Below are 12,627 nucleotides of genomic sequence, written 5' to 3'. Positions count from 1 at the left end.
TATGCTTGGCGGATGCGTCGCATCACGGTCGTGTTCCTGCTCACCCTGGGCCTCGCTGTGCCCGGCATGGCTCAGTCCTTCCGCCCGGAGTTCACGGGCACGCACGCCGTCGTCGCGGCTGGGCGCAGCTACACGGCCGACGCCGGTGCCGAAGTGATGGGCGCCGGCGGCAACGCCGTCGATGCCGGGGTCGCCGCGGTCTTTGCGGCCGCGGTCGTGGAGATCTCGCACTTCGGCCTCGGCGGCGAGGCGCCGATGATCATCTACCTCGCGAAGACGCGCGAGGTGGTGGTGATCAACGGCCAGGGCACCGCGCCACAGGCGGCGACGCCCGCGATGTTCGCCGGCAGGACGTCCATTCCCGCCAACGGCCCCCTGGCGGCGACCGTCCCGGCCGTCGTCGATGCCGCAACCCTGGCGCTCGCGCGCTACGGGACGCGATCGCTGGCCGAGGTGCTGGCGCCCGCCATCCGCCTGGCCGACGGCTTCCCGATGTACGAGTTCCTGAGCCGGTACCTGGCGAGCGAGCGCCGGGGCTCGGAGCCGTACGCCGACACCATGCGGACGTATTACCCGGAGGGACGCGTCACCAGAGCCGGCGAGACGTTCCGCCAGCCCAATCTCGCGCGAACGCTGCGCATGCTGGTCGACGCCGAGGCCGCCGCCCGCGCCGCCGGCGCCACCCGCGTCGAGGCCATCGGCCGGGCCCGCGATGCCTTCTACACCGGTGACTTCGCGCGGCGACTCACCGCAGCAGTCACCAGGGATGGCGGCGTGATGACCGCGGACGATCTCGCGAGCTACCGCAGCAAGGTCGAACCGGCCTACAGCGTCACCTATCGCGGCTACACGGTGCACAAGGCCGGCCCGTGGAACCAGAGTCCCGTGCTCCTCCAGACCCTCAACCTGCTCGAGGGCTTCGACCTCAAGGGCATGGGCCACCTGAGCGCGGACAGCATCCACGTGATGACCGAAGCCATGAAGCTGGCCTACGCCGACCGCGATCGGTACTACGGCGACCCGGACTTCGTGAGTGTGCCGATGACCGGCCTGCTGTCGAAGGCGTACGCGACGCAGCGGCAGGCGCTCATCGACATGACGCGGGCCAGTCTCGAGCAGCGGCCGGGCAGCCCGGGGCCGTTTGATTCGGGCACGCCAATTTCAGAATTTCAGAATTTCATCAACGACCCGCACACGACGCGCATCGGCGCGACCGGCGAGTCGGGCGATACGACGGCCATCGAAGTCGTGGACAAGGACGGCAACCTCTTCTCCGCCACGCCCTCGTCCGGCTGGCTGCTCGGCGGCGCCTACGTCGCGGGCGACACCGGAGTGCCCATGAGCAACCGGATGCAGGCCTTCCGGCTCGAACCCGGCAGCCCGAACATCATTGCCGGCGGCAAGCGGCCCCGGACGACGCTGACGCCGACCATCGTGACCAAGGACGGCGCCCCCGTGCTGGCGATCGGCACGCCGGGCGGCGACAGCCAGGACCAGCAGATCCTGCAGGTGCTGGTCAACGTCATCGATTTCGGCATGCCCCTGCAGGCCGCGGTGGACTCGGCGCGGTTCAACACGCTGTCGATCCAGAGCTCCTTCGGGGAACACCGCATCGAACCCGGCGTGCTGGAAGTGGAGCGCGGCGTGTCCGAGGCCGTGCGCCAGGATCTGGAACGCCGCGGCCATCGACTCAGACTCTATCCAATCGCTTCCTACTCGACGGGCATCGTCGCCGCCGGCGTCGACCCGGCCACCGGCAGGCTCCGCGGCGCGGCCGACGTCCGCCGCGAGCGTGCCGTGGTGGCCTGGTAGCGCTCATCCTGCGCGCCAGCCCGCCGATTGACCGATCTGCTCCCATGGCGGTGCCCATGTCGTCGTTGGCCCGTTCGAATGCGCGATCCGGTCGGTGGCTCTCGCGGGCGTGGTATGCCGTAGGGGTCGTGGTCTGCCTCCTTGGCGGCCTGTCAGGCCCCGTGGGGGCCCAGCCTGCCGGGCCGTTGCCACAGCCCCTGCCGCTCTTCCCGGCGGACAACTGGTGGAACGTCGACGTCAGCCAGGCCCCGCTCGACGGCAACAGCGCCGCCTTCATCGCGTGGATCGGCAACACGCGCGTGCATCCCGACTGGGGTGCGTCGGCCGGCGACCCCGGCGACCCGACGGCCACGTACGGCATGCCCTACGTGAGCGTCCCGGGCTCGCAGCCCCTCGTGCCCGTCACGTGGGTGGCCTATGGCGACGAGAGTGACGACGGCGCACCCGGTCGGCCTCCGGGCTACCCCATTCCTCCCGAGGCGAAGACGACCGCGAGCTACGTCGAAGGCGGGCAACCGGGCAATGTCGCCGCCAGTGGCGATCGACACCTCCTCATGGTCGACCGCGACAACCGGCTGCTGTACGAGCTGTACCGCGCCCACTGGAACGGCGCGCAGAACCGCTGGGAAGCCGAGTCGGGCGCCATCTTCGACCTGTCGCGCAACGACCGCCGACCTGACGGCTGGACGAGCGCCGACGCGGCGGGGCTCGCGATCATGCCGGGCCTGGCTCGCTACGACGAGGTGTTCGGCACGGCACCCATCCGGCACGCCCTGCGCGTGACGGTCCGCGCGACCAACGGCTACGTGTGGCCGGCCTCGCATCGCGCCGGCAGCACGAACGGCGCCCTGCCGATGGGCGCGCGGCTGCGTCTCAAGGCGAGCAAGGACCTCTCGATCTACCCCGCGCACCTGCAGCGACTGTTCCAGGCGATGAAGACGTACGGCCTGATCGTGGCCGACAACGGCAGCGACATGTACGTCACGGGCACCAACGACCCGCGATGGACCCCGCACATGGACGACATCGTCAGCGCCGTGCACGGGCTGCGGTCCACCGACTTCGAGGTCGTGCAGCTCGGGTGGCAGCCGGCGCCGACGCCGACCGACGGCGACAACGACGGCCTGCCCGACGACTGGGAGCGCGACTATGGTCTCGACCCGACGAGCGGCAGCGGCAACAACGGTGCCTCTGGTGATCCCGACGGCGACGGGCACTCGAACGCGGACGAGCGCGCCGCCGGAACGCATCCGCGCGGGACGGCCACGCGATTGCTGGCCGAAGGGCTGCGGCAGGGCGCGTTTCTCACCCGCATCGCGCTGGCCAATCCGTCGCCGACGCAGACGGCGTACACCCAACTCCGCTTCGAGCGTGACGATGCCGTGGTGGTGCGGGTGGCGAAGCAGGTGCCGGCGTCGCAGCGCGTGACCGTGGACACCGCCACGATTCCGGATCTCCTCGGCCACGCGTTCGCCACGGTCGTGGAGTCAGACGGGTTCGTCGCGGTCGATCGGCTCGTCCAATGGGAGGGCGGCCGGGGCAGCCATGCCGAACACGGCCTGCCCGCCTCGTCCACGTCGTGGTATTTCGCCGAAGGCGCGACGTACCCGGGCTTCTCGCTGTTCTACCTGCTGCAGAACCCCGGCGACACGCCGGCGCACGTCACGATGACCTACCTGCGCGAACCGCCGCTCGCGCCACTGGTGCGCCTGCACGAGGTCCCCCCGCACTCGCGGCTGACGGTCTGGGTGAACGTGGACGAGGCCGGTCCGGCCACGCCCGTCACCGGCGCGGCGTCGTCGGCCACCATCGTCGCCGACGTGCCCATCGTCGCCGAGCGGGCGATGTACCGTTCGGTGCCGGCCGCGTTCGAGGCGGGCCACGCCAGCGCGGGAGCGCCAGCGCTGCGCTCGTCGTGGTACTTCGCGGAAGGACACACGGGGCCGCTGTTCGAGCAGTACCTGCTGCTCGGCAATCCCGGCCCGACGCCCGTGCCCGTGCGTGTGACCTACCTGCTGCCGACGGGCCCCACGCCACCCGTGACCCATGTGGTGGCGCCGCAGAGCCGGCTGACGGTGCTGGTCAACACCGAGGTGCCGGCCCCGGGGGTGTCGCTGGCGGCGACCGACGTGTCGATGGTGCTCGACGCCGATGCGCCGATCGTGGCGGAGCGGGCGATGTGGTGGCCGGGATCGTCGGCGACATGGCGTGAAGCCCACGTCAGTCTCGGCACCGAGCAGACCTGCGCGCGGTGGGCCGTGGCCGAAGGGGAATGGCGCAGCGGCGTCGACACCTACGTGCTCGTGGCCAACACGGGCCTGTCGGCCTCGCGGCTGCGGGCGACGCTGCTCCGGGAGGGCGCGGCCCCGCTCGTGGCGGAGGTGCCCATCGCCGCCGGCGCGAGACAGAACATCGACATCCCCGGGCTGTTTCCAGAGGCATGGGGTACCCGTTTCGGCATGCTGATCGAGCCCGCGCCGGGCGCGTCGGCGGTGGCACCCCTGGTGGTAGAGTGGGCACACTACAGCGATGCGTCCGGCATCCGCTGGAGCGCCGGTGCGGCCGCCCTCGGCACGTGCGTGCCGTGAGGAGCAGGCACCACCGGCACGGGTCGACCCCCTGACAGGTGCGTGTGCATGCGAGTGGCAATCATCGGGGCCGGTGTGGCCGGTCTCAGTTGTGCGAGAGCGCTGTCGGCCGGCGGCGCGACGGTCACGGTCTTCGACAAGGGCCGCGGGCCTGCCGGGCGCATCTCCACACGCCGCGCCGCGGTGCCCTTCGATCACGGCGCGCAGTACGTCACGACGCGTGACGAGGCCTTCCAGGCCGAAGTGGCCCGCCTGATGCTGGAGGACGTGGTCGCCGAATGGTCGCCGCGCATCGTCGCCATCGATCGCATCGGCGGCGCGGCGCGCCCCTCGTCGGACCTGCCGCGATTCGTCGGGGTCCCCGGCATGAACGCCATCGCGCAGGCACTCGCGGCGCCGCTGGATGTGCAGGTCGACGTGACCGTCACCGCCGTGGATCGGGTCGCGGACGGCTGGCACCTCAAGGCCGGCGGCGAGGACCTGCCCCACCGTTTCGATGCGGTCGTCCTCACGGCGCCGCCGGTGCAGACCGCGACCCTGCTGGGGGCGCATCCGCTCGCGGAGAAGGCGGCCGCGGCGCGCATGGCGCCCTGCTGGGCGGTGATGACGTCGTGGGCCGATGCCGTGGACGTGCCCTACGATGCCGCCTTCGTCAACGACGGTCCGCTGGCATGGATTGCCCGTGATGGCAGCAAGCCCGGCCGCCCGCATCCGCACACCTGGGTGCTGCACGCCTCGCCGACGTGGTCCACCGAGCACCTCGAGCAGACGCCGGACGAGGTGCTGCGGATGCTGCTCGACGCCTTCGAGGCCCTCGTCAGGCGACCGCTGCCGACGCTGGCGTTCTCGACCGCTCATCGCTGGCGGTACGCCTACGTCACCTCGGGCATCGAGGATCCGTACCTGTGGGACGCGACGGACCGGATCGGCGCCGCGGGTGACTGGTGCCGCGCCCCGCGCGTGGAGGGGGCCTGGCTGAGCGGCCGGGCTCTCGCCGGCGCGATGCTCGCGTCCTGATCCACGCCTGCTGAGGTCGCGCGCGGTCCCTGCCGCGTATGCTGGAACGCAGCGATGCTGCACGCGACCACCGACGGGCTCTTCTGTGCGGCGGGGGCCTTCCACGTCGATCCGCCGGGCGCCGTCGATCTCGCGGTCGTCACGCATGCGCATGGCGATCACGCCCGTCCTGGTGCCACACGCTACGTCTGCGCGACGCCTGGACTCCCGCTGCTCCGGCAGCGCCTCGGGCCAGACGCCGTGATCGAGGGATGGGCGTACGGCGAGACGCATCGTCTCGGTGACGTCGACGTCTCCCTGCATCCGGCCGGACACGTCCTGGGATCCGCCCAGGTCCGCATCGCCGACGGACGCGAGACCTGGGTCGTCTCGGGCGACTACAAGCGACAGGACGACCCGACGTGCGCGGCCTTCGAGGTGGTGGCCTGCGACACGTTCGTCACCGAGGCGACGTTCGCGCTGCCAATCTACCGCTGGCCCGCCGTCGACGCCGTCGTCGCCGATCTGCGCGCGTGGGTCGCGAGCAATCGGGACGCCGGCCGCCCGACGGTGCTGTTCGCCTACAGCCTCGGCAAGGCCCAGCGGGTGCTGGCGCTGCTCGGCGAGCACGAGCCCGAGCCACCGCTCGTCCACGGCGCCGTGGCAGCGATGACCGCGGCGTACCGTGAGGCGGGCGTGGCGTTGCCCCCGGTCGAAGCGGTGACCGAGGCCACGCGCGGACCCGTGACGCGCGGGCGGGTCGTGCTTGCGCCGCCATCGGCCATGAATACCCCGTGGCTGAAGCGCTTCCCTGACGCGGCCACGGCGATGATCTCCGGCTGGATGCGCGTGCGCGGGGCCAGGCGCTGGAAGGGCGTGGACCGCGGCTTCGTGCTGTCGGACCACGCCGACTGGCCGGCGCTACTCGAGACGATCGCCGCCACGGGTGCCAGGCGCGTGCTCGCCACGCATGGCTACGCCGACGTGCTGGCCCGCACCTGTCAGAGCCGCGGGCTCGATGCCGGCCTCCTCGACGCCCGCGTGTCCGGCGAGGAGGCGTAAGCGTCATGCGACGCTTTTCCGAGCTCTACGCTACGCTCGATCGGACCGCCTCGACCAACGCGAAGGTGGCCGCCCTCGAGGCCTACTTCCGGGAGGCGCCTCCGGAAGATGCCGCGTGGACCGTGCACTTCCTCGCCGGTCGACGCCTGCTCCGCCTCCTCCCCACGAAGCTCGTGCGCGAGTGGACGATGGACATGACGGACATCGAGCCGTGGCTGCTGGAGGAGTCGTACGGGGCGGTGGGGGATCTGGCAGAGACGGTCGCGCTCCTGCTGGACGCCGTGCCGCCGGACGGCGACGAGCGGGGCGTGCCGCTCCACACCTGGATCGAAGAGCGGCTCGAGGGCCTGCGCGGACTGCCCCCCGAGGCGCAGCGCGAGAACGTGGTGCGCTGGTGGCGCGGTCTGCCGTCGTTCGAGCGCTTCCTGCTCAACAAGCTGCTGACCGGCGAGATGCGCGTCGGCGTCTCGCAGACGCTCGTGGTACGAGCGCTCGCGGCAGTCGCGGGTGTGGACACCGACGTCATGACGCATCGGCTGATGGGCCAGTGGGCACCGTCGGCCGCGACCTTCCAGGCGCTCATGGCCCCGGATGCGGCGACAGACGAGGCGTCCCGGCCCTACCCGTTCTGCCTCGCATACCCGTTCGACCAGGCGATCGAGGTGCTCGGATCTCGGGCCGACTGGCAGGTCGAGTGGAAGTGGGACGGCATCCGGGCGCAACTGATTCGACGGGCGGGCCACACCTACCTCTGGTCGCGCGGGGAAGAGGTGATCACCGCGAGATTTCCGGAGGTCGTCACGGCCGCGGCCGACCTGCCCGACGGCACCGTGCTCGACGGCGAGGTCCTCGGATGGGAAGCGGAGGCCCCCCTGCCGTTCGCGCGACTGCAACTGCGCATCGGCCGCCAGAACGTGACGCGGCAGGCCCTGGCCAGTGCGCCGGCGGTGTTCATGGCGTACGACCTGCTCGAGGACGGCGGACGGGATGTGCGCGCGACGCCGTTGCGCGATCGGCGCAGGCGCCTCGAGACCTTGCTGCTGACGCATGCGCCGGGCCTGCGACTGTCGGCGGTTGTCGACGAGCCGGATTGGCCGTCGCTGGCCGCGCGGCGCGGCGAGTCACGCGACCGGGGGGTCGAAGGCTACATGCTCAAGCGGCTCGACTCGGCGTACGCCACGGGTCGTCGCAAGGGCGACTGGTGGAAGTGGAAGGTGGATCCGTTCTCGGTCGACGCGGTCCTGGTCTACGCGCAGGCCGGTAACGGGCGGCGCGCGACGCTGTTCACCGACTACACGTTTGCCGTGTGGAAAGACGACGAACTGGTGCCGGTGGCCAAGGCCTATTCGGGCCTGTCCAACGAGGAGATCGAACAGGTGGATCGCTGGGTGCGCGCCAACACCGTGGAGAAGTTCGGCCCGGTGCGACGCGTCACGCCAGCGCTCGTCTTCGAGATCGCCTTCGAGAACGTGCAGCGGTCGGCGCGCCACAAGAGTGGCGTCGCCGTCCGCTTCCCGCGCATCGCCCGCTGGCGCCACGACAAGGGGCCCGCCGACGCCGATTCGCTGGAGGCCCTGCAGCAGTTGATCAAGAGCCAGTAATGCCGCGTGGTCTCTACGAGGTCTGCTTGATCAGCTCGAGTTCGATCGTGATCTTGACCTGATCGCCGACGACGTAGCCGCCGCCGTCCATCGCGCGGCTCCAGCTGACGCCGAAGTCCTGCCGGTTGATCGTCGTCGTCGCCGTCGCGCCGACGCGCTGGGCATTCTGCACCGTGACCGGGTCGGTCGGGCCATCGACGTCGAGCACGACTTCCTTCGTCTTGCCGCGCATCGTCAGATCGCCGATCAGCTTGAACTTGCCCTTGCCGACCGCTTCCGCGCGCTTGCTCTTGAAGGTGATGGTCGGGAAGCCCGCCGCGTCGAAGAAGTCGGGGCTCTTGAGGTGCGCGTCGCGCTTCTCGTTGTCGGTCGTGATGGTCGTGGCGTCGATGGTCGCCTCGGCCTTCACGGCGCCGATGTTCTTGCCGTCGTAGACGATGGTGCCCTCGACCTTGCCGAAGCGGCCGTGCACGTTGCTCACCATCATGTGCTTGACGGTGAAGGAGGCGGTCGAGTGGGCGCCGTCGATCTTCCAGGTCTGGGCGGCGGCGGGGGTGGCGAGGGCGGCGAGCGCGAGGCCGGCGAGGGCGAGACGAGCGAGCATGGGTGACTCCTGCAGCTGAAGCCGGCCCGGATCCCCGTGCGCGCTGCCAGGGACCACCGAAGACCGGAACGGGTTGACGAACGGCCCGTCGTCGCCAGGGGCGTCGGCAGGGCTTGTGGATGTAAACGCCGCAGCGGTGATGTGCGTTACAACACGCATCATAATGCGTGTTGTCACACGCAATCAAGATCCGTGCGCCGGGCGAGGCTGTCGACCAGCGCCTCGAACCCGGCCTGGTCGGCCTCGGTGAAGCGGGCGAGACGCGGGCTATCGAGGTCCAGCACCCCGACCACCTTCCCGTTGTGGCGGATTGGCACCACCAGCTCGGACCTCGAGGCCCCGTCACACGCAATGTGTCCGGGGAACGCGTGCACGTCGTCGACCCGTACCGAGGCGTCGCGTGCGACCGCCGTGCCGCAGACGCCCTTGCCGACGGCGATGCGCACGCAGGCGGGCTTGCCCTGGAACGGGCCCAGCACGAGTTCGGTGTCCGACCGACGCAGGTAGAATCCTGCCCAGTTCAAGTCAGCGGTGGTGTGCCAGATGAGAGCGGCCGCGTTTGCGAGGTTCGCAATCAGGTCGCGCTCGTCCCCGATCAGGGCGTCGAGTTGGGCGCGCAGTTCGGCGTGGAACGTGGTGGGGTCAGCGCTCGGGACGGTCACCTCGAACATGCTTCCAGCATACCGATGAATCCGGCATGCCCGTGACGTCGATCCCGGGGGACGCCCCGGTCGGCGTGTCAGATGTCGGCCGGGGGCCAGCGTCGATTCGCCGATACCGACGAACCCCGGCCGCGGACGCACGTACAACGACGCAGAGACCGCGCCCTCGCCGGGCCATGAAGAGGACCGCCTCCGTGAACGACCTCAGTGCCGACCTCGCCTCCCTGAAACTCGATCGCGATGCCCGCGGCCGCTCGTCGCGCGGGGCCGGGCGCTGGGTGACGCTCGTGGTGGTGCTGCTCGTCGCCGCCGGCGGCTGGTGGTACTGGACCCGTCCGGTCACCGCCACTGTGAAGACGGCCACCGTCATCGCGCGCACGCCGGGGGCCGCGGGATCGGCCGACGAAGCCGTCCTCAATGCCTCCGGGTACGTGACGGCCCGGCGCCGCGCCACGGTCTCGTCGCGCATCACCGGCAAGGTCGTCTCGGTGCACGTGGAAGAAGGCATGGCCGTCAAGGAAGGGCAGGTCCTCGCGCGCCTCGACGACTCGACGACGCGGGCGATGCTGCAGCTGGCGGAGGCCCAGCTCGGCTCGGCCCGGACGCAGCTGGCCGAGACCGAGGTTCGCATCCGCGAGGCCGAGATTGCCCTGGGCCGACAGCAGCGGCTCGTGAAGGACGGCGTGGTGCCGGAGGCGGACCTCGACACCGCCACGGCGCAGGTCGACGCGCTGCGGGCACGGCTGCAGGCCGCGCGGCAGGACGTCATCGTGGCCGAGCAGCAGGTGGCCCTGCGTCGCACCGACATGGCCGACACGATCATCCGGGCGCCCTTCAGCGGCATGGCCGTCTCCAAGGACGCGCAGCCCGGCGAGATGATCTCGCCGGTCTCGGCCGGCGGTGGCTTCACACGGACGGGCATCTGCACGATCGTCGACATGACCTCCCTCGAGATCGAGGTCGACGTCAGCGAGAGCTACATCACGCGGGTGTCCGACGGCCAGCCGGTGCGCGCGGTGCTCGACGCCTACCCGGACTGGTCGATCCCCGCCCACGTGATCACGACCGTGCCGACCGCCGACCGCCAGAAGGCCACCGTCCTGGTCCGCATCGGCTTCGATGGGCTCGACCCGCGACTGTTGCCCGACATGGGCGTCAAGGTGACCTTCCTGAAGGGCACGCCCGCCGCCGGTGCCGCCAGCGACCAGGCCGCCGCCAGCACGGCACCGACGCTGTGGGTGCCGACGCCAGCCATCCGGCGTGAGGGCAGCACGCAGTCCTACGTCTTCGTCGCCATGGGCGGCCGCGCCACGCGCCGCCCCGTCCAGGTCGGCCGCGTCAGCGGCGCCGACACGCAGGTCACGTCCGGCCTCGTCGCCGGGGATCGCGTCATCGTCGATGCCCCCGTCACGCTGGTCGACGGCATGTCCATCGAGGAAGCCAGGCCATGAACGCACCCACCACGCCATCGCTCGTGAAGGTTCGCCAGCTGCAGAAGACCTATCGTCGCGGCAGCGAGAAGATTGCCGTCCTGCAGGGGGTCGACCTCGAGATCGCGCAGGGCGAGTTCCTCGCCCTGATGGGGCCGTCCGGCTCGGGCAAGACCACGCTGCTGAACCTGCTGGGCGGCCTCGATCAGCCCACCGGGGGCAGCATCGAGGTGGGCGGCGAACGCGTCGACCAGCTGTCGTCGGGCGCACTGGCGCGCTGGCGGGCCGCGCATGTCGGCTTCGTGTTCCAGTTGTACAACCTGCTGCCGGTGCTCACGGCGCAGCGCAACGTCGAACTGCCGCTGCTGCTGACGCGCCTGTCGGCGTCGGAACGGGCCAGGCGGGCCGGTGTGGCGCTCTCCGTGGTGGGCCTGGCCGACCGCGCGAAACACTATCCGCGACAGCTGTCGGGCGGTCAGGAGCAGCGCGTGGGCATCGCCCGTGCCATCGTCACGGACCCGACCCTGCTGCTGTGCGACGAGCCCACGGGCGATCTCGATCGCAAGGCCGGCGACGAGATCCTGGCGCTGCTGCGGGCGCTCAATCGCGAGCACGGCAAGACCATCGTCATGGTGACGCACGACCCGCACGCGGCCGCGTGCGCCACGCGCCTCGTCCACCTCGAGAAGGGGCTGCTGGTCTCCGAGGTGACGGCATGAAATTTCTGCACCTCGTGTGGCGAAGCCTGATGCGCCGCAAGCTGCGCACGCTCTTCACGGCACTCTCGATCTTCATCGCGTTCCTGCTGTTCGGCGCGCTGATGGCCCTGCGCGTTGCCTTCGGCATGGGCGTCGACCTGGCTGGACAGGACCGACTGGTGATGATCCAGAAGGTGTCCTTCATCCAGCCCCTGCCTCTGAGCTATCGCGATCGGATCGCCGCCACCGAGGGCATCGCAGGGGTCACGCACTCCAGTTGGTTCGGCGGCATCTACCAGGACCCGAAGAACTTCTTCGCGCAGTTCGCGGTGGACCCCGAGTCGTGGCTGCAGATGTACCCCGAGTACGTCCTGCCGGAGGCACAGAAACAGGCCTGGTACGCCAACCGGACCGGTGCCGTCGTGGGCCGGAGCCTCGCCAATCGCTTCGGCTGGAAGGTCGGTGATCGGGTGCCGCTGCGCGCCACCATCTGGCGCAAGGCAGACGACTCGCCGTGGACCTTCACGATCGACGGCATCTACGACGCGGGCACCAAGGGCGCGGACGAGACGCAGTTCTTCTTCCACTACGACTACCTCGACGAAGCTCGCACCTTCGGGCAGGGCCTGACGGGCTGGTACGTGATTCGTGTGGCCGATCCTCAGCAGTCCGAGGCCGTTGCCGCCCGGCTCGACGCGCTGTTCGCGAACTCGCCGGCCGAGACCAAGACGTCGACCGAAAAGGCCTTCGTGCAGGCCTTCGCCAAGCAGATCGGCGACATCGGGAGCATCCTCATGGCCATCCTGGCCGCGGTGCTGTTCACGATCCTGCTCGTCGCCGCCAACACGATGGCGCAGGCCGTTCGCGAGCGCACCAACGAACTCGCCGTGATGAAGACCCTCGGCTTCGGCGACGGCCAGCTGCTGGGCCTGGTCCTGCTGGAGTCGGTGCTGCTGGCGATCATCGGCGGCGGGGCCGGGCTGCTGCTCGCCTGGCTCGTCACGCAACAGGGCGATCCCACCGGTGGACTGTTGCCGGCCTTCTTCCTGCCGACGCGCGACATCGTGCTGGGCGTGGGCCTCATCTTCGTGCTCGGTCTGGCGGCCGGCCTGCTGCCGGCGTGGCAGGCCAGCCGGCTCCGCATCGTGGACGCGCTTCGGCGCCAGGGGTGACG

10 protein-coding genes are annotated in these 12,627 nt (G+C 70.5%); 8 read left to right on the top strand and 2 right to left on the bottom strand.

The genetic code is table 11. The features are described 5' to 3' along the window. Nucleotides 1–12: 12 nt before the first annotated feature. From Q0C41_RS02165 to Q0C41_RS02145, 5 genes are all read left to right on the top strand, one after another. Nucleotides 13–1,812 (top strand): gamma-glutamyltransferase family protein, encoded by a 1,800-nt coding sequence (locus Q0C41_RS02165; protein WP_291980804.1) that lies wholly within the window; start codon nucleotides 13–15, stop codon nucleotides 1,810–1,812. 185 nt (nucleotides 1,813–1,997) lie between these two features. Then, nucleotides 1,998–4,400 (top strand): hypothetical protein, encoded by a 2,403-nt coding sequence (locus tag Q0C41_RS02160; protein WP_291980803.1) that lies wholly within the window; start codon nucleotides 1,998–2,000, stop codon nucleotides 4,398–4,400. A 48-nt stretch (nucleotides 4,401–4,448) separates the two neighbouring features. Next, nucleotides 4,449–5,417, top strand: a complete 969-nt coding sequence (locus tag Q0C41_RS02155; protein WP_291980802.1) for an NAD(P)/FAD-dependent oxidoreductase — start codon at nucleotides 4,449–4,451, stop codon at nucleotides 5,415–5,417. 54 nt (nucleotides 5,418–5,471) lie between these two features. Further along, nucleotides 5,472–6,458, top strand: a complete 987-nt coding sequence (locus Q0C41_RS02150) for a ligase-associated DNA damage response exonuclease (RefSeq protein WP_291980801.1) — start codon at nucleotides 5,472–5,474, stop codon at nucleotides 6,456–6,458. A gap of 5 nt (nucleotides 6,459–6,463) precedes the next feature. Further along, nucleotides 6,464–8,059 carry an ATP-dependent DNA ligase gene (locus Q0C41_RS02145; protein WP_291980800.1) on the top strand — a complete coding sequence of 532 codons (1,596 nt, stop codon included), beginning with the start codon at nucleotides 6,464–6,466 and terminating at the stop codon, nucleotides 8,057–8,059. A 13-nt stretch (nucleotides 8,060–8,072) separates the two neighbouring features. Here Q0C41_RS02145 and Q0C41_RS02140 read toward each other — a convergent pair whose 3' ends face one another. Further along, the gene (locus Q0C41_RS02140) at nucleotides 8,073–8,663 is read right to left on the bottom strand and encodes a YceI family protein (RefSeq protein WP_291980799.1); all 591 of its coding nucleotides are present in this window, start codon (nucleotides 8,661–8,663) and stop codon (nucleotides 8,073–8,075) included. A gap of 173 nt (nucleotides 8,664–8,836) precedes the next feature. Beyond that, nucleotides 8,837–9,334, bottom strand: coding sequence for a GAF domain-containing protein (locus tag Q0C41_RS02135; protein ID WP_291980798.1), 498 nt, complete (start codon nucleotides 9,332–9,334; stop codon nucleotides 8,837–8,839). Nucleotides 9,335–9,519: 185 nt separating this feature from the next. On the opposite strand from Q0C41_RS02135, the gene Q0C41_RS02130 reads away from it, so the two are divergent. Genes Q0C41_RS02130 through Q0C41_RS02120 form a run of 3 tightly spaced genes read left to right on the top strand, consistent with a single transcriptional unit; the run spans nucleotide 9,520 to nucleotide 12,625 of the window. Then, entirely contained in the window at nucleotides 9,520–10,776 is a 1,257-nt protein-coding gene (locus tag Q0C41_RS02130; RefSeq protein WP_291980797.1) for an efflux RND transporter periplasmic adaptor subunit, read from the top strand. Beyond that, nucleotides 10,773–11,474 (top strand): ABC transporter ATP-binding protein, encoded by a 702-nt coding sequence (locus tag Q0C41_RS02125; RefSeq protein ID WP_291980796.1) that lies wholly within the window; start codon nucleotides 10,773–10,775, stop codon nucleotides 11,472–11,474. Before Q0C41_RS02130 ends, Q0C41_RS02125 begins: the two co-directional genes overlap by 4 nt. After that, complete coding sequence (locus tag Q0C41_RS02120; RefSeq protein ID WP_291980795.1) at nucleotides 11,471–12,625, top strand: FtsX-like permease family protein; 1,155 nt, start codon at nucleotides 11,471–11,473, stop codon at nucleotides 12,623–12,625. Before Q0C41_RS02125 ends, Q0C41_RS02120 begins: the two co-directional genes overlap by 4 nt. Nucleotides 12,626–12,627 lie beyond the last annotated feature (2 nt).

Source organism: Luteitalea sp. (genome assembly GCF_022842525.1).
Lineage (GTDB): Bacteria > Acidobacteriota > Vicinamibacteria > Vicinamibacterales > Vicinamibacteraceae > Luteitalea.
The sequence above is the reverse complement of the archived record's forward strand: the minus strand, read 5'-3'. Positions and strand labels throughout refer to the sequence as shown.